Here is a 26,138-nt window from a genome sequence, read left to right on the forward strand (position 1 = left end):
CAGTGGTCAAACAGTAGGATATAGTGGAGCACGTGCGAGGCTTTTAACGCCTAACAAACTTCTAGGTAGCGGTGAATTTGTACGAGGTTACACCGGAGTATTTGATGATAACTCAACGGGTGTTTATATGACTGTTGGTCCGATTCAAGATTGCTTTTCTGGGCGATTTTGTACTTGGCATCCAAGCGCAAATTGGAGAACTTCAACTGGAAGTTCAAGATTTATAGATACCAGTATCAATCTCAGACCTGATAGTCTTTTCAATTAATTCTGGCTCAGGCTCTTGGGCGGCTCAAATAAGGCTAACTAGCGGAATTTATACTATTTATAATAAATTTCTTTCGCTAAGTCGTCCAATGACTACTGTGGCTGCAGGTGGTGAAGCTAATTACACTGGAACCAACGTGGGAAGACTCTCAAGTGCAAGTATAAATGAGTACCGCTTAGGAGGTACTAGCTCTATACGAGGCTACACCTACACTCGGAGAATTAGGAATAATACAAGTGTAACTATTAGCCCAGCTTTAGGTGCTCCGTACTACGAGTGGTTTGTCACAGGTCCCTAATATATTACTTTAAGTTAATTAGCTAAATAAAATCATGAAAAGGCTTTTAGCAATCTTTGCATTACTATCAACAGGTCTTAGTGTAGTAGTAGCTGGCTCACTTTTCTTGGAGCGTGCTTTGACTCAGTCTCAACCCGATCAACCCAACAATTCTTTTTCTCCAGAGCGTCTTGAGAAGATTAAAAGATTCAGTTCTCTGTTTCAGGCACGCTCATTAACGAATGCTTCGCCACAAGAGGTTCAGCAAGCTGCAATAAACTATACTCTTGCCAACTCCTCCGAATTCACTGTCCGAAGTGGAGCAATTAAAACCGTTTTTACCCGTCCGATCACATTTGCTGAGTTTCCTTCTATAGGTCTTGGTGAGGTTAACTTTATTGGTGAAGAACCACCAATGATGCTCGTAGTAGTTAAAGGGGACTTCGACACTACCGACTTTGTGCCTTCTTTCTCTAATGAAAGTCAGCCTACTTTGAAGGAGCGGATTAAAGCTAAGTATATTGCTTATGTCTTTGATCTGCGTGCTGGGAGACCAACTCTCACAACAACAGCATTGACAGGAGGATACTTCCGCAAAGTTCTTAATGACTCAAGCTTGCCGGATGAGCCAAAGCTCATTAAGCCAGAGCCAGGTATGCCAGAAGCGGTGCCAGCACTGTCGAATCCGCCTGCCAAGAAATTACCATATGGTAGCATCATATCAGACAAGTAGTTTCTTGGGATATTGGCGTCAGGTAAGCGATATCATCCTCTCAATTGCAACGTAATAACGTCCAAATGGTTGAATGAAAGCTATTTGGACGTATTTCTAGTACTTAGTTTATAAACGGGTAGTTCTGGCTATCACTATTTAAAACAAATAACCCTATTGCTTTACTACAAGTTCTTGTAACAAAACCCTAACCATTGCTCATGCGTCTATCTTATCTATAGAGAATTATCCTTTCACTTTGTGAAGGACTTGATCTCGGACTTGCGAAAGCTCTATTCCTAAGCTTTTAAGTACTCTAACTGCTACGCTTTCTTTTTCTTGGATGAGAGCTAGCAACAGGTGCTCAGTACTAATGAAGTTGCATCCAAGTTGCAAAGCTTCTTTAGCAGATAGCTCTAGAACACGCATGACTTTTGGTGTAAATTCAAAAATTTCATCGATTGTAACTCCAGGACTAAAGCCAGTAATCTTTTCAACCTCTATCCGAGTTTCGGTAAGGTTTACACCTAGTTGGTTTAATACTTCGGTAGTAGTGCCACTTCCCTGTCCAATCAGGGCTAGGAGTATGTGCTCAGTTCCAATCCAAGTCCGCCCTAAACGGCGTGCCTCTTCCTCAGCTAGCATAATCACCCTACAAGCTTCTTCCGTAAAACGTTCATACATAGCTTATTCACTATCATCTAAAAAACAGAAGTCTTCCTTAACGATATCTGGCGTGTGGGCGATCGCTTCCCAGGCTTTTTCGGTAAACTGATTTGGATTTGTTGGTTGCATATTCTGAATTCCCTCTGAGTACTAGTGTGAGTTCTCAATCACAGAGACGCAGAGAGCACAGAGTGGTAAATTGTAAAAAAGGCTAACTGCTATCCCTACAAGTCATTGTAGAAAGAACTTCAGATCTTGCACCTGATGACTTGAATTTCAAAACCCTGTAATTTTGCTAATGGTTGTAAGCGTTGGACTTCTAGCAGCAGAAGTAGTACAACCAATTGTGGTAGGAAAACCTCAAGTGCTAGTTTTGCTGCCGCTCCCCAATCCGGTAAATCTGGTGAAGCAGTAGACAAGTACGCCCAGTGTGCCAACAAATAAGCAATCAGCGATAGTACTAACCAACGATAAATACCTTTTAAAGTTGCCTGACCAAAACGATGTAACCCAAAACGATGTTTGGCACTCTTGAACCAACCTTCTATCTGCCACCTACGCTTCCCCCACCAAGTAATGGTATGACTCTTAAGTGCCTTGGTAGACAAAACAAATCGTTTTTCTAGCTTGCCATGATCGCGTTTGAGATAGTACCAAGAGATTGTTACGGGAAACTTTAACCCCACTAGTCGCACCTATTGTCCTCGTTTGTGTAATTGTCTCAAGCTGCGCCCATCTTGTAGCTGACGGTCATACCGGACTCCAGCAATGGCAGGAAATTTTAGTTTGCGAATTGCCGTTAAAAACTCGATGCTGCCAAAAGCAGTATCAACGAGAATTAAAACTTGAAAGTGTTTAGTGAGTACTTTGGGTAAGCCGCGCACTAGCTTTAATCCTAATTGTGCAGGTGAAGGTGTGTTTTTGCCGCGGTAGACGCGAAAACTCCAAGGAACACGCCACTGCCCCACGACTAAATACGCTACCACTAAGTGTAATCCGCGCTTGCCATGATACACTCGTACCAGTCCATTGAGTCCGCTAAACTTACCGCGTTTTTCGATTGTGGTGAGAGCGATAATTACCTGTAGTGTCGGTCTGCGCCCTACTCTTGGCTGGGATAAGCTTTGCTGGATGACAATTCGGCGACTTTCCCGAATCAAACCACGAGTTGACCAAGGATAGACGTTGAGAAACCGACTCAAGGCGCTGGCAGATTTCGCTTGACACTGCTGCGGCAGAGGATGCCCCTGCGCTTGTAGAAATAAACCCAATATTGCTTGCAGGCTATCTCGTTGGTAGTGACTCGGCATCAAACCCAGCAGAGTGTAAACTAACCCTTGGGCGTGGGCTCTTGATGGTTGACATCGTTCTTGCGTTTAATCTGTTTCACGCCCTTTTCTCCCATCTTTTGAGACTTGGTGCAAGTTCTGAGAAGAACCCAACTTGTGCTGGGATCGGTGTTTACGCATTTGGGCGTGGGTATTCCCGTTCAATAAGGTATCCTAGAATTTCTGGTTGCAATAGTCTATTTTCTACATGGTGCAGAATCAGAATAAAAGAAAGGTTTCGACTATTTTTTCCTCACCCCTCACCCCTCACCCCTCCTCTAGTGGCTAAAAAGCAGAAGTTTCCTTATTTAGTTGGCTCAAAGTGGACTGCACAGCAAAAAGTCGATGGCTGGCGTCATTTTGTGGTAGTTAATCGCAAAAATGAGGGTAAGTGGCTATTCGCGGAGATGGTTGCAGCGTGTGACCCTAATGTACGATTTTGGCTGAATGCTAAATTACTCAAAGACCGCTCGCAGTGGCAAGCTGGCTGGCAATCCTTAAAAGATCTTGCTGAACTTAACGAACTTGCGACGGGAGAGTATTGAGTAATGACCTACGTAATATTGCGGTTTTGAATTGTTAGTTTTGTAAGTTACAAAATATTACTAGGATATTGACATTTTTAATATATGTCTCTCAGATAGAAGCTTCAGATTGCTTTTATTTGTCGCCTACTGATATTGTATAAAGTAAAACTTAATTTTTCTTAAAAATAGGGTAAGAGTTTATCCTAACAGAGAGGGTGCTGTATCTATGAAGCGATCGCAACGCAAACATCGTGTTTGCACTCACGAAGGAGTACTAAATCGCATTACCAGTCGTATTCGCAAATCTTTAGAATTGCAAGAGATTTTGACAACGACGGTTGAGGAAGTACGTGCGTTTCTCAATACAGAACGAGTTAAAATCTATCGATTTCATCCTGATGGCAGTGGTGAAGTTATTGCAGAATCAATTCATGGTAGGCGGCTTCCTTCGCTACTAGGGCTACATTTCCCTGCGGATGATATACCACCTCAAGCACGCGAGATGTTTGTAAAAACCCGTCAACGTGTCATTGTAGATGTGATAGCCCGATGTCAAATTCACAATTAGCGTCCTTCAAGAGTTACAGAATATGGGCGTTTCGATTGCGATGGATGACTTTGGAACTGGTTACTCGTCGCTGGCGACACTTCGGCGTTTTCCGCTACATACGCTCAAGGTGGCGCGCGAGTTTGTTAACGATATCACAACGGATCAAAAAGATGCAGCGATTATTAAATCAATCGTCGCGCTCGGACATGGGTTGGAGTTAAATGTCATTGCGGAAGGTGTCGAAACCCACGAACAGTTGAAGTTTTTACATGCAGTTAAATGCGACGGAATGCAAGGTTACTTGTTCAGTAAACCTTTAGCTGCGGATGCTGTAGTTCAATTTTGTCAGCAACACTATAATATCTTTGCGCAGAAATTGGAGTTTACAGCAACTCAGTGTCGCGATCTGCAAAACTAAATCGTTTGGTAATCGGTAATTAAGGTTGATTTTTGGCTTTTGACTAAAAATTTATTATTTTTAACTTAAGGCTTGGGCGATCGCCTTTTACTGATATTCGCGCCTGGTTTTCTCAACAGAAGTACGCAGTTTCCTGGTTTAGATAGTCATAACACACTATAGCATTTTGAACCTGTAGCGCCTCCTGGCAATGATTGCACGCTTCAGTGTCACCTTAAACTGTCCGTTTGCTGACACATGCTTTTTTTATGATGCGTCTGATGGCTTCTAATATATGGTAAGAAATACTTAATTTGTATTTTGTAACTCTTTTTATAAAAATCAATACTCAAAATTGATTCAATAAAACTTTTAAAAGCTGAGCAAGCATTATTTGGCATCTTTAGCCATAAGATGTCAAATAATTGTCATTAAGCTGAATTAAATCTATATTTACTCTTAAGACCTCTTTCTTTTGCGTGTAAGTTGGACAATAATGCGATCAAACAAGCTAGTTAAATTTTCTTCTCTAGCTCACAGAATTGACACAACGATAGGAGCCAACTCAACGTGAAACTTGCGGTCTACGGAAAAGGTGGCATCGGTAAATCCACAACAAGCTGTAATATATCGGTCGCGCTGGCTAAACGCGGCAAAAAGGTTTTGCAAATCGGCTGCGATCCGAAGCACGACAGTACTTTTACGCTTACAGGGTTTTTGATTCCCACAATTATCGATACACTTCAGGAAAAAGACTACCATTACGAGGATGTTTGGCCTGAAGATGTGATTTACAAAGGCTACGGTGGTGTAGACTGTGTAGAAGCGGGAGGACCTCCCGCAGGTGCAGGCTGTGGTGGTTATGTCGTTGGTGAAACCGTCAAGCTACTCAAGGAACTCAACGCATTTGATGAGTACGATGTGATTTTATTCGACGTTTTAGGCGACGTGGTTTGTGGTGGATTTGCTGCACCACTCAACTATGCGGATTACTGCATGATTGTTACCGATAATGGCTTTGACGCTTTATTTGCAGCTAACCGAATTGCGGCTTCGGTTCGCGAAAAAGCCCGCACGCACCCCCTGCGTTTAGCTGGTTTGATTGGCAACCGCACAGCAAAGCGCGATTTGATTGATAAATACGTAGAATCAGTACCAATGCCGGTATTGGAAGTTCTACCTTTAATTGAAGATATTCGCGTTTCGCGCGTCAAGGGCAAAACTTTGTTTGAGATGGCAGAATTTGATTCGTCGCTGGAGTATGTTTGTGACTACTACTTAAATATTGCGGATCAGATCTTGGCCCGTCCAGAGGGAGTTGTTCCGAATGATGCACCAGATCGCGAGTTGTTCTCGTTGCTTTCTGACTTCTATCTCAATCCCGTGAAACCACCGGTGACGAGTCAAGAAGAGGAACTAGATTTAATGATGGTTTAAGATTCTGGAGATAGCCCCCTAAATCCACGCCACTTGCTTCAACGGAGGACACCTCCAAGGGCGCAGTGGCTCCCCCGTGGGGGACTTTGGAACTACCTAGTAGAAGCAACTGTGTGCTTGGGATTTTCGTTGTAGGAACTGACGTAGACAGAGGGTGGTGCGGTTGGTAATTTACATTATTTATTAGTGAAGTGGTATCGTAAGCAGCTAACTGTTACTTTCTAGTCGCTATCATCAAGCTAGTTCTCAGGATGAGGAAAAGAGATCATGGCTTTTTTTGAAGATTTGAAAATATCTTTAAGACAAAAGTGGTTACGTTTCTTTCAGGCAAATCGTTCTTGGCTTAACTTGTACATGGATGCGGCGTCTATCGCAACTCCTGATGGTGGCAAACGACCAGCATCTTACCTCATCCTAGGTGTTGTTAATGCGCTAGAACCGCAGATAGCGCAGTTAATGCTGCCGTTTTCTAAGCTGAATCCAGACGTGGATAGCTTAATTGAGGTTTTAGAGTTAAATTTTGACCCTAATTTAGCGCTAGAAAATAACCCAATACCAGTTACCGAACAGCCCGCAGCTGAACCAAGTCAAGAAGTACCTTTGTCGGATGCAGAAATCGCGAAGATGATACCACCGCAAAATGCAGGTGTTACAGAGAGTGTCACAGTTATTCAAACGCTGACACAGTTAAGCGATATGCCATATGAGGAGACGATCAGTCCTTATTATGAAGAATCTAGCCCAGAAGAAATGCCTGAAAGTAATCAGCGTAGTAATGGTGATGTAATTTCGCGTTTATTTCCTAACTTTTAATAATTTGACGACATTGTTAATAGTCAATGGTTAATAGCTGATTGCTAATAGCACATTGTTTTCGCGCGCCGATATTAGAAAAATAAGAGGAGAGTTTATGAGCGTTGCTCAAACTGAAGCTTTAAATTTTGAGTGTGAAACTGGAAATTATCATACTTTTTGTCCGATTAGCTGTGTGGCGTGGTTGTACCAGAAGATCGAAGATAGTTTCTTTTTGGTGATTGGGACAAAAACCTGCGGCTACTTTTTACAAAATGCGATGGGGGTGATGATTTTTGCCGAACCCCGTTATGCGATGGCGGAGTTAGAAGAAGGTGATATTTCAGCGCAGTTGAATGACTATGACGAATTAAAGCGGTTGTGTGAGCAAATTAAGCGCGATCGCAATCCTAGTGTGATTGTCTGGATTGGTACTTGCACCACCGAAATCATCAAAATGGACTTGGAAGGTTTAGCGCCAAAGCTGGAATCTGAAATAGGAATTCCAATTGTGGTAGCGCGGGCGAATGGTTTAGATTATGCGTTTACCCAAGGAGAAGATACAGTACTCGCCGCAATGGCGGTACGCTGTCCAGATAAAGCACCGGAAGCGGAGAAAAGCGATCGCAACGCGATTCAAAAACTACTCAACTTTGGCAAGAAAAAAGAAGACGTTGCGCAAGAAGAAGCTGAGTACGTCAATCATCCACCACTCGTTTTATTTGGTTCGCTTCCCGATCCGGTTGTTACGCAATTAACGTTGGAACTCAAAAAGCAGGGAATAAGAGTTTCTGGGTGGCTACCTGCAAAACGCTATACGGAATTACCTGTTTTAGAAGAAGGTTACTACGTTGCGGGTGTTAATCCCTTTTTGAGTCGAACAGCCACAACACTGATGCGGCGACGCAAGTGTAAACTGATTGGTGCGCCTTTTCCAATTGGTCCTGATGGTAGCCGTGCTTGGATTGAAAAGATTTGCTCAGTATTTGGTGTCACGCCGCAAGGATTAGAAGAACGCGAAGCTCAAATTTGGGCAAGCTTGGAAGACTATCTTCAATTAATTCGTGGCAAGTCGGTGTTCTTTATGGGCGATAATTTGCTGGAAATTTCGCTAGCGCGCTTTTTAATTCGCTGTGGAATGACAGTGCCAGAAATTGGTATTCCTTACATGGATAAGCGCTACCAAGCTGCGGAATTGGCTTTCTTAGAGAAGACTTGCCAAGAAATGGGCGTAGCGTTACCTAGAATTGTCGAAAAGCCAGATAACTACAATCAAATTCAACGCATTAAAGAACTTCATCCTGATTTAGTCATTACTGGGATGGCGCACGCTAATCCTTTAGAAGCACGAGGAATTAATACTAAGTGGTCAGTTGAGTTTACTTTTGCACAAATTCACGGCTTTACTAACGCGCGTGACATTCTAGAATTGGTAACTCGCCCGCTGCGTCGTAATAATAATTTGAAAGATTTGGGTTGGGAGAAGCTTGTGAAGGAAGAAGCGAAGGTTTGACTCGTTAGCGTATTAAGTCCCCTTGCATCCCCCAGGGCTGATTCATTGATAGTTGAAAAGAATTACGAGAGACTCTACCTAAATGCGCTTGTCATTCTTAGCCTCGGTGGCATACACTGGCTGCCGATGAAAAAAACGCCTTATGCTTTATGCCGCAATATTTTGGACAACTACCGATCGATGAACAGCCTTGGGAAACACTCAGCGCAGTACAAAACATCTCTCAAGAACAACATTGTGTCCGCTTTGATTGTGGCGAGTCGTGTTTAACGGTTAATGTCCTCGCACCCAACTTAATTCGCGTGCGGGTTACGCCTACAGGAAAGTTTACACCAAGGCGATCGTGGGCAGTGGCAAAGGAGGATGCGGCATGGCAAGTTCCATCATTTGAGATTCAGGAAACTGATACTACCGTAGAAATTCAAACGGAACAATTGCGCGTCGTTGTCCAACGAGAAAACGGTCAAATCGCTTGCTTTGATACGGCGAATCGTTCTTTTGCTGTTGATGCTGCACCAGGAATCGGTTGGCGCTTGGGAACAACGGCGGCTTGGAAGCAAATTGCGGCTGACGAGCATTTTTACGGGTTTGGCGAACGTACAGGCTTATTAGATAAACGCAGTGAAGTCAAAACGAATTGGACAACAGACGCTTTGGATTACGGCTCATTGACGGACGAAATGTATCAAGCAATTCCGTTTTTTATTGCTTTACGTCCGGAAGTTGGCTATGGCATCTTTTTTAATACAACGTTTTGGAGTCGCTTTGATATTGGTGTTGAACAGTCAGGAATCTGGCGCATGGAAACGCACGCGGGTGAGTTAGATTACTACATTATTTATGGTCCAACACCTGCAAAGATTCTCGATACCTACACGCAGCTAACAGGGCGCATGGCTTTACCACCCAAATGGGCTTTGGGTTATCATCAATGTCGCTGGAGTTACGAATCGGAAACAATCGTCCGCGAACTTGCCCAAGAATTTCGCGATCGCCGCATTCCATGTGATGTGATTCATCTTGATATTGACTATATGCGGGGATATCGCGTGTTTACCTGGAGTCCTAAGCGATTTCCGCATCCAGCGAAGTTAATTCAAGAACTCGCAGAAGCTGGCTTTAAAACTGTGACGATTATTGACCCTGGCGTGAAGTATGAACCAGAAGCAGATTATCACGTCTTCGACCAAGGAGTCGCAGGCAATTATTTTGTACGCAAAGCTGATGGACAGCTATTTCACGGCTATGTATGGCCCGATAAAGCGGTATTTCCTGATTTTATGCGTGCTGATGTGCGCCAGTGGTGGGGAGAATTACACAAAAGTTTAACTGATATTGGCGTTGCAGGAATTTGGAACGATATGAACGAACCTGCAATTAGCGATCGCCCGTTTGGGGATGAAGGTGATAAGATTTGGTTTCCGTTGGATGCACCACAAGGAGACGATCGCGCGACGCACGCGGAGGCGCATAATTTATATGGATTAATGATGGCGCGCTCTTGTGCGGAAGGTTTGGAGAAACTGCGATCAAATGAGCGATCGTTTGTGTTGACGCGATCAGGGTATGCAGGAATTCAGCGGTGGTCGTCGGTGTGGATGGGTGATAATCATTCATTGTGGGATCATCTTGAAATGTCACTACCGATGCTTTGCAATATGGGGCTATCGGGGGTTGCGTTTGTCGGGTGCGATGTCGGTGGATTTGCGAGTAATGCGACAGCAGAATTATTTGCGCGGTGGATGCAGGTAGGAATACTATATCCTTTTATGCGCGGACACTCGGCGCTGACCACCGCACAACACGAACCTTGGTCGTTTGGCGATCGCACTGAAAAGATTTGCCGCGAATATCTTAATCTGCGTTACCAATTATTACCGTACATTTATACACTGTTTTGGGAAGCAGCAACGACAGGCACACCGATATTACGTCCCCTACTGTACGATTTTCCGAACGATCCGCATACATATGCGCTGCACGATCAAGTGTTACTCGGTTCCTCACTCATGGCTGCACCGATTTATCGTCCTGGCGTTGAGCATCGTGCGGTTTACTTACCCGCAGGCACATGGTACGACTGGTGGAGTGGGGAATCTTATACTGGATCAACGCACATCCTCGCGCACGCCCCACTAGAAAAAATGCCGCTTTATGTAAAGGCGGGTGCGATTATTCCGATGCAACCTGTGATGCAGTATGTCGATGAGCGATCGCTCGATCCGCTAACGTTACGTATTTGGCAGGGTGACGGTGAATTTACGTTTTATGAAGACGATGGGCAGACGTTTGCTTATCAAGATAATGGCTATGCAACTACAAATATCAGTGTAAATACTGAAGAAAATCGCGTAGTTGTGAGCATTAATCAGCGTGAGGGAAATTGGTTATTCCCGAAGCGCGAAGTTATTGTTGAGCTTGTGGGAGTTGGCGAACAACGATTTAGTGATGATGGTACAGCACGGCAGTTGGTTTTTAATTTAGCACCTCAGTAGAAATATGCATTAAAAGAACTTTTGATGCGAATTAACAAATTTATTTAAAATTAAGAATTGTACAACAAATCGAGAATGCGCACGAGCGAGCAAATTAAGGCAGAGATCGAGGATAAATTTGGTTTTTTTCCGCCATTCTTTAGTCCAGCACTGCATAACTCTCAAGTGTTGGAAAATTTATGGCAGCAAACCCTTACTGCTTATATCCATAATCCTTTATCTGCGGTCTTTAAGGAAAAGCTGAGTGCTTACCTGTCGCGCTTCTGTACCGTTCCTTACTGTATGGTGTGTCATAGCTGTACTTTACGCCCGTTGGGGATGAAGGCTGAGGAAGTCTTGCAGCTATTGGATACGCCACCACCGAAGGTAGAAGAAATTGAATCGCACTTAAAGCGACTCGCCGCACATACGCAGTTAGATATTTTACCTCCGGCAAATTCAGAACTAGAAGAAAGTTTACTTGTTTGTGCCATATTTATCTTTTTAGAAGGCGAAGCCGCAGAAAACTATCGCGCCCAGTTACGCCAAATTTTGGGAGCAAGTAATTATCAACACTTAGTTGCGTTTGTTGCCTATGTGAAAACTTGTCATGTGTGGATGGAAGCTAATCCTGAGGTTTCGTATGAAGCAGATAAACGCGTCTTGGATAACCTTGGTTATTTAATAGCCGAGGAGCCAAGATTAAGCGAGTTTTTTCGGAATTATGCCACTAAAGTCAAACAAGAACGGCAAACGCGTGCAGAACATCAAGCAATTCTTGCCGAACGCCAACGTAATTTAGAAGTCTTACGAGAAAGTGAAGAGAAATATCGTAAGCTGGTGGAATTAATGCCAGATACACTGTTTGTCCAATGTGAAGGTAAGCTTGTCTTTGCTAACAGTGCAGCAGTAAAGCTACTTGGTGCTGAGAACGTAGAGCAATTAATTGGTCAACCAGTTTTAAATATTATTCACTCAGAAAGTCAACCGATTGCACAAGAACGAATGCAGGATCTTCAGGCGGGGAAGTCTGCGCCATTCATTGAGGAAAAGTTTGTGCGCTTAGATGGTAGTGTCGTCGATGTCGAAGTCGCGGCTTTTCCCTTTACTTACCGTGGGAAACCAGCAGCGCAAGTTGTGGTGCGGGATATTAGTCTGCGCAAGCAAGCGGAAAAAGAACGCGCGGAACTTCTTGCTAGCGAACAAACCGCACGCGCTGAAGCTGAAAGTGCGAATCGCAGCAAGGATGAATTTTTAGCAATAGTCTCGCACGAGTTGCGATCGCCGCTGAATGCAATGCTAGGCTGGGCAAGATTACTGCGGACTCGTCAGTTTGATGCGACTACAATGGAGCGCGCCTTAGAAACGATCGAACGCAACGGTCAGGCACAATTACAATTACTCGAAGATTTACTTGATATGTCGCGGATCATTCGCGGCAAAATTCATCTTAATATTTGTACAGTTGATATTTTATCGGTGATTACGGCTGCAATCGAGACGGTACAACTTGCAGCCGATACAAAATCAATTGAATTAGTTCATGAGATCCCTTCCTTATCTATTTTTGTCACCGGAGATTTTGCGCGGTTGCAACAGGTGATTTGGAATCTATTATCGAACGCGATTAAATTTACGCCGCATGGTGGACGTGTTACTGTGCGAGCACAACAAGTTGGTGCAGTTGTTCAAATCACACTGAGCGATACAGGAAAAGGTATCAGTGCCGATTTCTTACCATTTGTATTTGATCGATTTCGTCAAGCTGATAACATAAGTAGCCGAGGTAATGGCGGCTTAGGTTTGGGACTTGCGATCGTTCGGCAATTAGTCGAACTGCATCAAGGTCATGTTTACGCCGCTAGCCCTGGCGAAGGAAAAGGCGCTACGTTTATCGTTGAATTGCCGCGGTGTATCCAGAATCAAGAATTAGTCAATGACAACATTAATCATAAATCATCTTCGCTGATAGATACGGCAAACCCACTTGCAGGATTGCGCGTTCTTGTTGTTGATGATGAAGCGGATATTCGCGATTATGTGACAACTGTATTAGAAGAATATGGTGCACGTGTGCAAGAAGTTGCTTCAGTAGACGCAGCACTCGATGCGATCAAACAATCACCGCCAGATGTCCTTGTGAGCGATATTGGAATGCCGCAAGAAGACGGCTATAGTCTGATTCAAAAAGTTAGGGCATTAGCACCAGAGTGCGGCAAAAACATACCGGCGATCGCATTAACTGCCTACGCTAGAGACGAAGATCGGCAACGCGCTTTAGCCGCAGGATTTCAACTTCATGCCACAAAACCGATTGAACCAGGACAACTCGTTGCTTCGGTTGCCAAATTAGTTGGCAGAAGTGCTTAATTTGGTCAAAGGATGGAGTTGTGTTTGCCCTGTTGCTTGCGGCACAACGGTTAAATAAGGGTTGAGTACGTCTGTTTCTACCCAACCAGAGTAATGCTTTAGTGTCGTCGTATTTTCAGAAATTGCGAGTAGTTCTAGATCGCCGCGTATAGCGTTAAAATTGCTAGGACGATTTGGTTCTACATTCGTATTAGATGCAATTCCACTAGGACCACCGCCAAATTCATTTTGCGCCACTTCATCCCAGGCGCGGACAAAGCGATCGCCTTGCCAATGCCATTCAGAACCAACCCAATCAATCGCCGGTTTTCCTGGTGGAATCCACTGGGGAAATTGTGCAGGTTTTGCCCCTTCATTTAGCGTCACCGTGAACCCTGGCTGATAGCGAACTTCATAGCGACTTTGACGCGTTTGATAATCGAGGGGATGCGACCACAAAACTTCAATTTCACCTTGAGTATTTGATAGCGTCGCCGCCGGAGTTTTTTCGAGCAAGCCGCGATAAATTGGGACTTCTGAAGGAAGCTTCGCCATCAACGCAAATCGCCAACACGACCAGCGATCGCGATTCTCAGCAGCTTGCCATTGCACTTGACAAACACCGTTTCCTGTGTATACCCACAGCGTGTCGCCTTCGACTTCAAGTTGCGTCGGAATTGCTCCCACAAGCGGGCTATTGTGGACAGTGTAGGCGTTGAGATTCCCTGAACGAGGATTTGCTAAATTTGGGCGATAAGCAACTAGCCCATAGGCTGGAATATTCGGATTTCCTTCTCCACTGATCTTGGTTCCTAGCCATAATATAGGCGCATTTTCATCGCCTGTCACGACGAGATCGGTAATTTGTTGTGAGGCAATTTCCTGGGGCTGAAATAACGTAAATTGATTAGTTTGCGGTTGGTAGCTGACAATTGTAGCCATACCATTGTTCCCTTCGCCTTGCTCAAATGCGATCGCCCACCAAATATGTTGTCCATCAGTTACCGCCGCCGTTATTCGAGGAATACCCAGTTGTGTACCAACACTGGAAAATCCGTTTTGTACAGCAGACACTTGTAAATCTTTGAGGGTATATAGGACTTTTTGCTGCGGTTGCGGACTGTCAGGAGTTATTAATTCAAATACAACTTTGTCGTTTTCTGGTGATACCTCTGGGCGCGATAAGCGATCGCCTTCACTCAAAGAGTAATTTGGTTCTAGTCGTACGCGATATTGATAGGTTCTGCCATCAACTGTAATAGATTTGAATGATGGATTAATGATTTCTTTTACAGCTTCTGAGTACTTTGATGGCGGTTGAAATTCATTCGGTAAAGTCCCTGCTTTCACAGTCCAACTGTTGTTGCTGCGACAAAATACAAAATCATATTTTGTTGTTTGAAAGTTTATTGTATTATTATCTTTAACAATGTTCCGAATCTGATAATTGGAATATTCAAAGTAGCCTGTTTGTGGGTTTGGCTCTACTTGAACCGCTGCTTTAGATTGTGGACAGGAGTTAGTATTATTAGCTGATTGTGAAAGCGACGTACAAGCATTTAATAGCCAGACGACACTTAATAAGGTGACAAATTTCTTCATAGCATTAAATTTCCAAAGCGCTGGCGACTAAAGTCAACGCTAAATGAACAAACTCCACCTGCGTGGACTAGTACGGTTTTAATTTAAGTTATTATCATGAGGTAGCAGAGAAGTGCTTTTTTCAAATTCTCGGTTTGTACAATGAGCCTGACCTCTGACCTCTTTACTTAATACATTGACAAGTTTTTTAGTCGCCTGGCTCCAATTGCAAGCGTTGTAATTCTTGTTGTAAAAATTTGCCCCACTCCGCGGCTAGGGGAATTTCTGTAAAGGGAATACGTACTCGTGTAGATGGTAGGAGAAATTCTAAAACAACGTCGCGACCTTTACGAGGTAAGTTATTGACATCGACAGCTTGGCTATCAACTAATAGTTGAATTAATTGAACGTCTTTTAATGAAAAAGTTTCAAGTTCAACAAGCCCTTTTTGAGTTGGTTTTCCCCAGGTTATATTTGTTCCTTTTTGACCCAAAACTGCATAGATATCGTACTTAGCCCGTTCAAATTGTTCAGCCCACACGCGATAGTTTTCTACTTTTTGATATTCTTTTTTCCCTTGCCACGCTAACCAAATAAAGACAGCTAGCAGTGCTAACCACAAAATTCCGCGTTCCATAATTCAAGTGTTCGTATTTATACTTAATGAGCGTATTGACTCTCACACTGTAACTATCTTGCAACATCAGGGCAAGAGCGCCGATACATACGTTATGTTGATCGTAAAACTAGTGCCGAAGCAAGATATGAAAAAATTACTAGTAGGCTTGGTTTTACTTGGACTATGCTTTGGCTTGTTCAATTTCAAGGGCTTAGCAAGTCAGGGTGAATTTGAGGAAATTGTGCTGGACTTTCGGGAAGATATTCCGATAGCCCAAATTGACAATCAACTCAGGGTGATCGCTCAACAATTTAACCTTGCCCCTCAATTAAATAGTATCTTTTCTAAACCAGATAATGTGTACATTGTCAAGGGAGATCGCGCAACACTCAAAGCACTGCGCAGGTCTTTTGTTGCCAAGTCAACTGAATATATTGAACCGAACTACATTTACAACGCTTTAGAAGTTCCCAACGATCCAGACTATAACAAACAGTGGAATTTACGCTCTATTAAAGTCGAGTCAGCGTGGGATGAAACGAAAGGTAATGGTGTGACGGTTGCGGTCATTGACACGGGTGTTTCTCGAGTTCCCGACTTAAAGCAAACCAAATTTGTGCGCGGGTATGACTTCGTGAACAACCGCGAAACGGCGATAGATGACAGCGGACATGGAACGCACGTCGCGGGGACAATTGCCCAATCGACGAATAACAATTATGGCGTTGCAGGGATTGCTTATGAAGCAAATATTATGCCATTAAAAGTATTGAGTGCTTTTGGCGGTGGAACTGTTGCGGATATTGCCGAAGCGATTAAATTTGCGGCTGACCACAATGCAGATGTCATTAATATGAGTTTGGGTGGTGGTGGTGACAGTCACTTACTCAAAGAGGCGATCGCTTATGCGCATCGTAAAGGTGTCGTCGTTGTCGCGGCTGCGGGTAATGCCAACAAAAATTCAGCTTCGTATCCGGCGCGTTATCCTCACGTGATTGGTGTTGCCGCGCTCGATTCAGCGGGTGAAAAAGCGCCGTATTCTAACTTTGGTGCAGGTGTTGATATTTCTGCGCCTGGTGGTGTGGGTACGGGTGCAGGAGGGATTGTGCAAGAAACAATTAATTCTAAGGGACAAGCAATGTTTGTTTCTTTTCAAGGAACAAGTATGGCAGCCCCTCACGTTGCTGGTGTTGTGGCTTTGATCAAAGCAACTGGCGTCAAAGAACCAGATCAAGTGCGAAGTGTCTTGAAAAAATCCGCGATGCGCGTCAAAAATGATACTTTAAATCATTATGGTGCGGGACAACTTGATGCGGCAGCGGCGGTTAAACTTGCGGTACGCGGACAAATCAGTTTTCGCGATTTCTTCCGGTGGTTGCGTGACAGTGGCTATCTCAATCCGCGCTTTTGGATTGATGGCGGCGCGGTGGCGTTCCTGCCGAAACTAGCGATGGTTTTGGGTTCTTATCTCCTCGCCTGGTTTTTACGCGTATACTTCCCGTTTACTTGGAGTTGGTCATTATTGGGTGGTTTAGTTGCCGGAAGTTCAGGGTTATTCTTCTTACGCGGATTCTACATCTTTGATTTTCCGCAAGTTCCCTTCCGCATTATGGGCAGTTCAATTCCCGAAATGGGGAATATGATCGCGGGTAACAATATTTTAAATCCCTTATTCGCTAGCGTCCTGATTCCGTTTATCTTAGTCGCCCTCCTCTTGAATAAACCCGTTTGGAAGTGGTTTGCGATTGGTACGGCGTTAGGTGTTGCGGCGTGTCTAGGTGTGAATGCCGTTGTCTCACCTGCGGTTTGGGGCATGGGTAGCGGTGCGATCGCCCGTGTATTTCTGTTCATTAATGCTTTAATGTGTTACAGCCTCGCGCTATTAGCCGTCAAAGTGGAGCGATCGACATGAGTACGACTGTTACAGGAACAATTCAACGCAGTGATATGGGTGCTGGGGCGTGGGCGCTAACAGCAGACGACGGCACAACTTATGAAGTTCATAACGCCCCGAAAGAATTGCTGCAACCAGGCAAAAAAGTCAAAGTTACAGGACAGATCCGCGAAGATGTGATGACAATTGCCATGATTGGACCTGTCCTTGAAGTGCGATCGTTTGAACCTGTTAGCGATTAGCAATTAGCACTTTAGCTAAACTGTTGTAGCATCTAACACGGCTTGCAACTTACTTCTAAATTCTCCCTTGGGATGACCGCCTTTGACTTCGCCTAAAATCTTAAATTCGCCTTCGGGGGAATCACAGATAAGATAGGTAGGCCATCCCATTTCTGCTTTGTCGGGATACTGCGTTAACAGAATCTTACGATACTTGCGATACGTCGCAGTGTCCTGCATCTTAACATCAATAAACTGTAATCCTAATTCCTCACTAACTTTTTGATCGTAAAACGACATTTTATGGCAAATTCCGCAATCTTCTGATGAAAATTTAATAACTGCTCGCTCCATTATCATCTATCCTCGTTGATCAGAAATTATTAGTTAAAGACGTCGCACAGAATGCAATTAAGTTGTTTATTGTATACGTCTGAAGTAGCAGATTGCGCACTGCTCAATTCTCCACAATAGGGTATGCAACCGCGTTAAGGAAATAGGTAAGTTAAAAAATAATGCTTATCTACTGCTAAGAGGAGAGTTTTACGTGGTGCAAGCAGTAATTTTAGATGTTGATGGCACACTGGTGCTAAGTAATGATGCTCATGCACAATCGTGGGTTGATGCGTTTACAGAATACGGATATCACATATCATTTGAACAAGTCCGACCGCTCATTGGAATGGGTGGCGATCAAGTCATACCGAGAATGGTCCCAGGGTTGAATAAAGAAGAAGGCGACGGTAAAAAGATTTCTGAACGGCGTAAAGAACTGATTATCGAAAAGTATGGACCCAAGCTAGAAGCTGCTCCAGGAGCGCGAGAATTAGTTCAGCGGATGAAGCAGCAAGGGATAAAGTTGATTATTGCGAGTTCAGCAACAAGTCAAGAGTTAGAAGTGTTACTCAAAGCTGCAAAGGTAGATGACTTGCTTGATGAAGCAACGACATCGAGTGATGCTGAAGCTTCTAAACCAGAACCGGATATTGTCGAAGCTGCTTTAAGGAAGTTAGAGATGCAACCTGATGCTATATTGATGCTGGGAGATACACCCTACGACATTCAAGCAGCAAGTGCAGCTGGTGTGAGCGTGATCGCACTGCGTTGCGGAGGTTTTGAAGACCCGCAACTCGAAGGTGCTAAAGCGATTTACGATCACCCTGCGGATTTGCTTGCGCACTACGATGAGTCGCTTTTGAGTAAACACTAGTCTAGTAGTATTACGGGTAATAGGTCATTCGTCATTGCTAATTATCTACTCTGATGCGTAGTCATCTATTACTGTTGGCTAAGTTTTGATCTGCGCAAGTACTCGCAATGTATTAATACCTATTGCCTTGAATACATAAAAAGTTGCCTAACTTTAATCAATACTTTGTGGAGCAACGCAGTTGTGATCGCTGATTCAACCTTAATCATCGTGCGTAAGAATTCGCATTATCAACAAGACGTGAATTCCTTAAACAGTAGCTAACATAAAAATATTCTCTTGGCAAGCGAAAACGTACTGAAATCTTAAATAAGATTATTGCAGCTAACAAAATAACTTCAGAAGATTTACGCTCAAAATAATTAAACTGTGTAGATATGCTTAATAAAACAATATGAAATAATTATTAAGAGGAAACTATTATTAATTAACAATCATAGGCTGAATAAGTATACACAGCAAATCAGACTTATAAAACAAAACTTAGGAGCAATTCTCAAGCAGACTGTTGATGCATATCTGCACCGAATTGCTGCTAACAAGAATTGTTAGTCGTGCGACTAAAGCTAGTTATATGGCTGTTTATGGTTGGAGAAGAAAGCATTTCCTATGGAGTCGCTATAGTGTAGCGGTGGCGACTGTAGTCATCACGCTACTGGTCAAACTGTTGCTTGCACCAGTCATTGACAATGAAAGTCCCTTCTTATTATTTTTCTTTGCGATCGTTGTTAGTACTTGGTATGGCGGCAGGTCCACAGGAATACTTGCGACAGTTTTAGCGGCTTTATGCGCCGATTATTTTCTCATCCCACCGTTTCATTCTTTCTTAGTTGATACTGTAGGCTTTTGTGTTCGTCTAGGCTTATTCATCTTTGAAGGAACTGCAATAACATATGTCGTTGCTGAATTAAATACTGCCAAACAACAAGCCGAAACGAGAAGGTTAGAAGCTTTACACTACCAAGAGACTTTACAACAAAGCGAAGAACGCTTTCGTTTATTCGTTGAAAGTGTCGGCGAATATGCAATATTTATGCTCGATGCCGATGCTAACATCGTTAGCTGGAATGTGGGAGCAGAAAACTTATTTGGGTATAAAGAAGCAGAAATTTCAGGAAAACATTTTTCTTCCTTATTCACGCTTGACGATATTAGGAGTGGGAAACCACAACAGGAGATCGAACAAGCGATCGCGCAAGGACGTGCGGAAGCGCAAACGTGGCACCTGCGGAGTAACGGTACGTGGTTTTGGGCAAATTGCGTAATTACCGCGTTACGCGATAATAATGGTTGCTTGCGTGGTTTTGCCAAAGTTATTCACGATTTTACCGAACACCATCAAGTAGAAGTGGTTCTGCAAAAAGCTAACGAAGAATTAGAACTCAGAGTCCAAAGCCGCACCTTTGAGTTACAAAACGCTAATGAGCAACTGTGCAGCGAAATTATTGAACGCCAGCAAATTGAAGAAGCTTTATTAGATAGTCAAACTCGACTGCAACTGATTAATAGCATCTCAACTGCGATGATGCTAGGTATGTCGGTAGAACAGATTATTAAACGTACCGTCAGACAAATCAGCGAATGTTTTCCTTCGCTACGCGTCGCTTACTCGATAATTGATCAAAATGGCACCTTGACAGTCATTCATTCGCTAGAACCCGAAGGAATACCATCACTTCAGGGAGTCACGTTTGATTTGCAGACAATGCCAGACTATCTCCAAGCGATACAAATGAATGTGCCGATTGTGGTAGAAGATATCGCGCAGGATCTGCGCTTTTCTACGCAAAATTGTGCTTTGTTTCGTACCTATGGTATTCAAGCGTTTGTTGACGTTCCATTGCAATACTCGAAACAATTAATCGGTTTGTTGTGCTTTGATTCGGCGCAGCCGCGAAAGTGGAGTAATCATGAAATTGGTACGTTGATTGTTATCACGCAGTATCTTTCGATCATCATCAAGAATGCTCAAACGCAACAAGAACGCGATCGCGCCGAACTTGCTTTACAACAAGCGCACGATGAATTAGAACTGAGAGTAAGAAATCGAACGGCACAACTTGCAAAAGCAAACGAAGAGTTAAAAACAGAAATTTACGAGCGCCGACGCGTTGAAGAATCACTACGACAGAGTGAGGAGCGCTTGCGCTTTGCGCTGAGTGCGGCTGATATGGTAGCGTGGGATTGGAACACTTTAACCGATGAAATTAGTTACTCCAACAATGCACATAGCGCGATCAGATTGCCGTCAAAAACAAAAATAAATACGGCGACTGAGTTTTTTAATTTAATCTATTCTGAAGATCGCGATCGCGTGCTGCAAGAACTTCGGTTTCAATGTACTTCAGCGAATAGAAATCTCTACAGCACAGAATTTCGCTTAGTTCATCCTGATGGTTCGATTCACTGGATGGCTAATCAAGGAAAAGTGAGTTATGACATCGCGGGTAAAGTCATCCGCGTTAGTGGAATTCTCCGCGATATTACAAAGCAAAAGCAAATTGCCGACCAAATACAAGCTTCGCTTGTTGAAAAAGAAGTTTTACTCAAAGAAATTCATCACCGTGTCAAAAATAATTTGCAGATCATTTCTAGCCTTCTCAGCCTACAGTCGGGATACATTGAAGATCAACAAACGCTAGAAATTTTAAAAGCGGGTGAAAATCGTATAGCTTCAATGGCACTAATTCACGAACAATTGTATCAATCACAAGACTTAGCAAAGATTGATTTTGCAGATTATATTCAAAATTTAGTAGCTAATTTGTTTAGCTCTTATGATGTTTCTTCCGAACAAATTATTTTACATTCTAATATTGAACGCATTCTTTTGAGTTTAGATCTTGCTATTCCGTGTGGTTTAATTATTAATGAATTGATCTCTAATTCTTTAAAACACGCCTTCCCAAATAATAAAAAAGGTAATATATACATTAAGCTGTCTGCAATAGATGATCGATATCACCTTAGTATTAGAGATGATGGTGTAGGATTACCAAAAAACATAGATCCAAACAATACAGAATCTTTGGGCTTACAAATTGTCGCTGCTTTAACTCAACAATTAGAAGGTAGTTTAGATATTCAGAGTCATAATGGTACAGAGTTTAAAATTAAGTTTTGATCGTCAAAGTTATTAAAGTTCATAAGTAGTCCTAATGAGTAAGGCAAGTATCCTGATTGTAGAAGATGAGCTTCTTGTTGCCAAAGATATACAAAATCGGCTAACTAAGTTTGGATACGCCGTTGTTGGTGTCGTCTCTTCGGGAAAAGACGCAATCAATAAAGCGATAGAAAAAAATCCTGACCTCATTTTAATGGATATTCATTTGAAAGGAGACCTTGACGGAATTGAAGTAGCGCAGGTAATTTATGATGATTTGAATATTCCGATAGTTTACCTAACCGCTAATGCTGATGACAATACATTAGAACGCGCCAAGGCAACAGAGCCGTTTGGTTATATTTTAAAACCTTTTAAAGAGAAAGAATTAAAAACAACAATTGAAATTACACTAACGAAGCATCAAATTGAAAAAAAGCTGCGACAAAGCGAACAGTGGTTAGCCACAGTTCTCAAAAGTATTGGCGATGCTGTGATTACTAGCGATGCTTGCGGAATAGTGACTTTTATGAATCCTGTAGCTGAATCGCTGACAGGTTGGACGCAAGAGGAAGCCTACGGTAGAGATGCAACAGAAATATTTAATATTACGCATAGCATATCTGGTCAAAAAGTAGACAGTCCAATTGTGCAAGCTTTAAAACAAGGAATTACAGTTGGAATCGCCGAAGAAACACTTTTGATTACCAAAAATGGAATAGAAATTCCCATTGATGATAGTGCAGCACCAATCCGCGATGATAAAGGAAATATCACTGGTGCAGTATTAGTATTTCGCGATATTACAGAACGTAAGCAAGCAAAAGAAGCTCGTCAAAAGCAAATCGAACAAGAAAGGCTAGTTGCTCAACTAGAAAAACTTAATCAGCTAAAAGATGATTTTTTAAGTACAGTTTCGCACGAATTACGAACTCCGATCGCTAATATGAAAATGGCAATTCAAATGCTATCTCTTGCACCTAATATAGAAAAAAGCCGGCGGTACTTGGAAATTTTGCAAGCAGAGTGCACGCGGGAAACTGAGCTAATTAATGATTTGCTTGATTTACAACGCCTCGAATTAGCAACTTATCCAACGCTACTTGCTGAAGCAATTCATTTGAGCGATTGGTTGGCAAAAATAATTGAGCCATTTGTGCATCGTAGCGAACAACGTCAACAAATCCTGCAAATGAATATTATTAGCCCTAATTTAATACCATTGGTTTCTGGTCGGGCTAGCATCGAGCGAATTTTAGCAGAACTATTAAATAATGCGTGTAAGTATACTCCAGCAGGTGGGAAGATAATCTTAAGTGTCAGCCAAGATGATGCACGATCGCCCGAAGATGCGGCAAGGAACACAGATTTATCTAGAGTAAAAACGATTTTCAGTGTTAAAAATCAAGCCGAAATTCCTCAAGAGCAATTACCGCGAATCTTTGAAAAATTTTATCGCGTTCCCCAAAGCGATCGCTGGCAACAAGGTGGTACAGGTTTAGGGCTTGCTTTGGTGCAAAAACTTGTTGAACACTTGCAGGGAACGATTGATGTAACCAGCGATCAAGGTTGGACAACATTTACTGTCACGTTGACTAATTTAGTTGGAAATCATGAAATCTTAAGAATAGATTAATTTTTAATTTGTTATGCGTTGTTAATGTTAGGGAAAGTCAATCGATAGGCTAGATATTATAACGTAAGTTGCGGATTTATGACAACTTAGATAGCCAGAGAAACTTTGTTGATAAAAATGCATCTAAGTTAGTTAAGCTCAAATAGTAGAGAGTTGCGTTGAGAAAGTAAATCTGTGGAATAGGTGAAAAAGAATCAGGAACATACAATTAGCAATCTTAATTGGGCGGTAGAAAACATCTGTTCCATCATTAAACAGTCAAAATTTTCCTGTGTTGCGAACTTTTTTCCTTTTTTCGTGCAGTAGGAGCCACTGTGACGCTAGAATTCCACCTCTGCGTAACTGCTGTTGGACATCATCTTTACCGAGTACATACTGAACAAGTACCGCCTACAGTGCCAATTGCCAAGGAAGTTAGAGCGTGGGATGTAGAGAGTTGGTTAAGTTATGCAGCGCAGATTGAAGAAGCTGCTGTATATCTAGGCGATCGCCATAACTTAAATGCAACCTTAGCTATTTTAGGAAAACAACTTTATGCTGCATTGTTTACAGGGAAAATTGCAGGAAGTTGGAACATAGCACAAAATTTAGCTCAGCAAAAACAAGCACTACTGTCATTACATATAGAAATTGCTGCGAGTTGCTTAGTAGATTTACCGTGGGAACTTCTCTATACAGCAGATCGCTTTTTAGTTACCAATCCGCGAATTGCTGTGAAGATTAGCCGGAGACACGCAGCCGAAAATCTAGAACAACTCGATTTGGCTTTCCTCGTCGAGGATATGCAGCAAGAATCGCTTGCGGAAGAATGGAATGATACGTTTCTCGAAATTGATGATAGCGATCCCGCGTATGCCGAAGATTCAGCTGTTGTTGCGAATATATTGAGCCAACTTGCAGCATCGCCGCCGACAACTCCAAACGAAGAACAAGCTTCCATATCTACAGCTTCTACTCAAACTACGCCACCACCGCGCGGCAAATCAGAAAGTGTCTGGAGGACATTTGTCATTGGTAGTTTCATGGTGGCAATCGTTGCGATCGCCAGCGTATGGTGGGAGTATCAGCAACCAAATCAAATTGCTAGTTCTTTAACATCCTCAGCGTGGAATCGGTTAAATAAGCGTAATTGGCAAGCCGCGACTACACAAGAAATAACGGCGATCGCGACAGCCCAGTTGCATCGAAAAGAAGTGATCGCTGCACAACCCCTAGTGGAAGAACTACTCAACCGCAACGCGTTACAAAATGCTGAAACGGCGCTGAAGGTTGTTCCGCCGTCTGCTAATACTGATACAATTTTATTTCTGCGTGGACGCTTGGCATGGCAATCTTCACAAATAGAGCAAGCACGTCGTTATTGGGAAGCTGCGGTCAAACAAAAGCCTGACACAAAATACTACAACGCTTTAGGCTTCGCCTACTATGCACAAGACAACTGGAGTCAAGCTAATGAAGCGTGGTTTGAGGCACTATATTTAGCTAATCAACCGTCAGTTACGCAAGATAACAGCGAACTCCTCACAACCTATGCTGGACTTGCATTAGTATTGCAGCAGTCAGTGCCAAATCGACCGCCTAACGAACAAGCAAAACTCATCAATGAAGCAGTAAAGCTCCGTGAAAAAGTTTTAGCAGAAGATCCTATTAACTTTCAACTACAGCAGTTAGAGAGTCATTGGCTATGGCATCAAAAAGCCATCACCGACTGGCGATCGCTCCTTCTTATAGAAGACAGCAGGGTGAGTCGTTAGTGAGTAGTAAGATGAGCATTGAGGCTAACATTAGCTATTCACTCTTCTGTTTCCTCATCGTAAGTTTTGCCCAAAATTGAAGATAGCGAACGGCGTTTACGAATGTCCATCATTTCTGCGAGTGCGACTTTTTCGACATCGACTTGTTGAGCATCTTCTGGAGGCAAAATTGTAATGACTGGGTCTTCACGACTACCATTACTATCTAAAACCTCTACAACGGTTGGTTCAAAGCTGTGAGGTTCTGCGACTTCGACAACAGGCGGTTTAGGTGTTGGGGATATTTCTGGTTCAATTACAATAGGTGGTTTTACACGAGGAACCGCAGAAGGCTGTTGCGCAAGCAGCATTTGTAGTTGCTGCTTGCGGTTACGCGATCTTCGCTGACGGCGTTGATGCTTTCTTTTTGGCTGTGATGAACCTTTTAATTGTCGGAAAACAACCCAGTAGCCAGCTGCACAGATAACAATTGCACCAACTACCCAGATGACAAGGCGATCGCTACCAGTAATGACCGCATCAGGTACTTGAACAACAAGCGGTGCTGATTCTGGACGATCGACAAAACCAGCAAAAGTTAAACTAAAAATCGAAAGTGTAGCAACTAGTAGTAGAATTAACCACAGCAAAGGCCAAAGCAGCCAAGGTGAACACAGTACGGCAAGTACCGAATTCAATAAGGTAGATGATTTTGCTGATCCTCGGCGTCTGGCACGAGCCAACTGTAAATTACTACGTTGTTGTGATGACTGCTGTGTACTCTGATTGTCGTCCATAGCTAAATCTCAGCGGCATACACCCTGTTTTGTTTTTCATTATCTAATAGATCT

At 43.0% G+C, this 26,138-nt stretch carries 19 protein-coding genes and 2 pseudogenes; 15 read left to right on the forward strand and 6 right to left on the reverse strand.

The annotated features are described in order from the left end of the window. Nucleotides 1-600: 600 nt before the first annotated feature. Nucleotides 601-1,278 (forward strand): hypothetical protein, encoded by a 678-nt coding sequence (locus tag NIES1031_RS11765; protein ID WP_073549559.1) that lies wholly within the window; start codon nucleotides 601-603, stop codon nucleotides 1,276-1,278. Nucleotides 1,279-1,521: 243 nt separating this feature from the next. Here the strand turns inward: NIES1031_RS11765 and NIES1031_RS11770 are convergent. Together NIES1031_RS11770 and NIES1031_RS23295 are read right to left on the reverse strand one after the other, a co-directional pair. After that, nucleotides 1,522-1,941 (reverse strand): annotated as a pseudogene (locus tag NIES1031_RS11770) (Clp protease N-terminal domain-containing protein); the annotation flags it as partial. 284 nt (nucleotides 1,942-2,225) lie between these two features. Next, nucleotides 2,226-3,272 (reverse strand): annotated as a pseudogene (locus tag NIES1031_RS23295) (transposase); the annotation flags it as partial. A gap of 260 nt (nucleotides 3,273-3,532) precedes the next feature. Between NIES1031_RS23295 and NIES1031_RS11785 the strand changes: the two are divergent. From NIES1031_RS11785 to NIES1031_RS11820, 8 genes are all read left to right on the forward strand, one after another. Beyond that, nucleotides 3,533-3,796 (forward strand): TIGR02450 family Trp-rich protein, encoded by a 264-nt coding sequence (locus NIES1031_RS11785; protein WP_073549607.1) that lies wholly within the window; start codon nucleotides 3,533-3,535, stop codon nucleotides 3,794-3,796. Nucleotides 3,797-4,004: 208 nt separating this feature from the next. After that, on the forward strand, nucleotides 4,005-4,346 hold the full coding sequence (locus NIES1031_RS11790) for a GAF domain-containing protein (protein WP_084544321.1): 342 nt from the start codon (nucleotides 4,005-4,007) through the stop codon (nucleotides 4,344-4,346). Further along, complete coding sequence (locus tag NIES1031_RS11795; RefSeq protein WP_269086009.1) at nucleotides 4,342-4,746, forward strand: EAL domain-containing protein; 405 nt, start codon at nucleotides 4,342-4,344, stop codon at nucleotides 4,744-4,746. Before NIES1031_RS11790 ends, NIES1031_RS11795 begins: the two co-directional genes overlap by 5 nt. A 549-nt stretch (nucleotides 4,747-5,295) precedes the next feature. Then, a complete protein-coding gene (gene bchL / locus NIES1031_RS11800) occupies nucleotides 5,296-6,162 on the forward strand; it encodes a ferredoxin:protochlorophyllide reductase (ATP-dependent) iron-sulfur ATP-binding protein (RefSeq protein WP_073549562.1) in 867 nt (288 codons plus the stop codon). Between the two features lie 267 nt (nucleotides 6,163-6,429). Then, nucleotides 6,430-6,975: a DUF5331 domain-containing protein gene (locus NIES1031_RS24355; RefSeq protein WP_178378117.1), complete on the forward strand. Its 546-nt coding sequence runs from the start codon at nucleotides 6,430-6,432 to the stop codon at nucleotides 6,973-6,975. 97 nt (nucleotides 6,976-7,072) lie between these two features. Further along, a complete protein-coding gene (locus tag NIES1031_RS11810; RefSeq protein WP_073549563.1) occupies nucleotides 7,073-8,467 on the forward strand; it encodes a ferredoxin:protochlorophyllide reductase (ATP-dependent) subunit N in 1,395 nt (464 codons plus the stop codon). 149 nt (nucleotides 8,468-8,616) lie between these two features. Further along, nucleotides 8,617-10,962 carry a glycoside hydrolase family 31 protein gene (locus tag NIES1031_RS11815; RefSeq protein WP_073549564.1) on the forward strand — a complete coding sequence of 782 codons (2,346 nt, stop codon included), beginning with the start codon at nucleotides 8,617-8,619 and terminating at the stop codon, nucleotides 10,960-10,962. Nucleotides 10,963-11,037: 75 nt separating this feature from the next. Then, complete coding sequence (locus NIES1031_RS11820) at nucleotides 11,038-13,311, forward strand: ATP-binding protein (protein WP_073549565.1); 2,274 nt, start codon at nucleotides 11,038-11,040, stop codon at nucleotides 13,309-13,311. On the opposite strand, the gene NIES1031_RS11825 is transcribed toward NIES1031_RS11820, so the two are convergent. Further along, nucleotides 13,291-14,892 (reverse strand): hypothetical protein, encoded by a 1,602-nt coding sequence (locus NIES1031_RS11825; protein ID WP_073549566.1) that lies wholly within the window; start codon nucleotides 14,890-14,892, stop codon nucleotides 13,291-13,293. The two genes, NIES1031_RS11820 and NIES1031_RS11825, sit on opposite strands and share 21 nt — an antisense overlap. 187 nt (nucleotides 14,893-15,079) lie before the next feature. After that, entirely contained in the window at nucleotides 15,080-15,508 is a 429-nt protein-coding gene (locus tag NIES1031_RS11830) for a hypothetical protein (protein ID WP_073549567.1), read from the reverse strand. 127 nt (nucleotides 15,509-15,635) lie between these two features. Here NIES1031_RS11830 and NIES1031_RS11835 point away from each other — a divergent pair, with 127 nt between their 5' ends. Beyond that, on the forward strand, nucleotides 15,636-17,402 hold the full coding sequence (locus NIES1031_RS11835; protein WP_073549608.1) for a S8 family peptidase: 1,767 nt from the start codon (nucleotides 15,636-15,638) through the stop codon (nucleotides 17,400-17,402). Continuing rightward, the gene (locus NIES1031_RS11840; RefSeq protein WP_073549568.1) at nucleotides 17,399-17,626 is read left to right on the forward strand and encodes a DUF5818 domain-containing protein; all 228 of its coding nucleotides are present in this window, start codon (nucleotides 17,399-17,401) and stop codon (nucleotides 17,624-17,626) included. The genes NIES1031_RS11835 and NIES1031_RS11840 overlap by 4 nt, the downstream gene beginning before the upstream one ends. 15 nt (nucleotides 17,627-17,641) lie before the next feature. Here NIES1031_RS11840 and NIES1031_RS11845 read toward each other — a convergent pair whose 3' ends face one another. Further along, on the reverse strand, nucleotides 17,642-17,959 hold the full coding sequence (locus tag NIES1031_RS11845) for a hypothetical protein (RefSeq protein WP_015190202.1): 318 nt from the start codon (nucleotides 17,957-17,959) through the stop codon (nucleotides 17,642-17,644). A 193-nt stretch (nucleotides 17,960-18,152) separates the two neighbouring features. Here NIES1031_RS11845 and NIES1031_RS11850 point away from each other — a divergent pair, with 193 nt between their 5' ends. From NIES1031_RS11850 to NIES1031_RS11865, 4 genes are all read left to right on the forward strand, one after another. Beyond that, on the forward strand, nucleotides 18,153-18,815 hold the full coding sequence (locus NIES1031_RS11850) for an HAD family hydrolase (RefSeq protein ID WP_073549569.1): 663 nt from the start codon (nucleotides 18,153-18,155) through the stop codon (nucleotides 18,813-18,815). A 511-nt stretch (nucleotides 18,816-19,326) separates the two neighbouring features. Beyond that, on the forward strand, nucleotides 19,327-21,939 hold the full coding sequence (locus NIES1031_RS11855; RefSeq protein WP_073549570.1) for a PAS domain S-box protein: 2,613 nt from the start codon (nucleotides 19,327-19,329) through the stop codon (nucleotides 21,937-21,939). 34 nt (nucleotides 21,940-21,973) lie between these two features. Further along, nucleotides 21,974-23,554, forward strand: coding sequence for a hybrid sensor histidine kinase/response regulator (locus NIES1031_RS11860; RefSeq protein ID WP_073549571.1), 1,581 nt, complete (start codon nucleotides 21,974-21,976; stop codon nucleotides 23,552-23,554). 314 nt (nucleotides 23,555-23,868) lie between these two features. Next, nucleotides 23,869-25,308: a hypothetical protein gene (locus NIES1031_RS11865; protein ID WP_073549572.1), complete on the forward strand. Its 1,440-nt coding sequence runs from the start codon at nucleotides 23,869-23,871 to the stop codon at nucleotides 25,306-25,308. A 38-nt stretch (nucleotides 25,309-25,346) separates the two neighbouring features. Here the strand turns inward: NIES1031_RS11865 and NIES1031_RS11870 are convergent, their stop codons facing one another. Then, complete coding sequence (locus tag NIES1031_RS11870) at nucleotides 25,347-26,084, reverse strand: hypothetical protein (RefSeq protein WP_073549573.1); 738 nt, start codon at nucleotides 26,082-26,084, stop codon at nucleotides 25,347-25,349. Between the last annotated feature and the right edge of the window lie 54 nt (nucleotides 26,085-26,138).

This window comes from Chroogloeocystis siderophila 5.2 s.c.1 (assembly GCF_001904655.1).
Classification (GTDB): domain Bacteria; phylum Cyanobacteriota; class Cyanobacteriia; order Cyanobacteriales; family Chroococcidiopsidaceae; genus Chroogloeocystis; species Chroogloeocystis siderophila.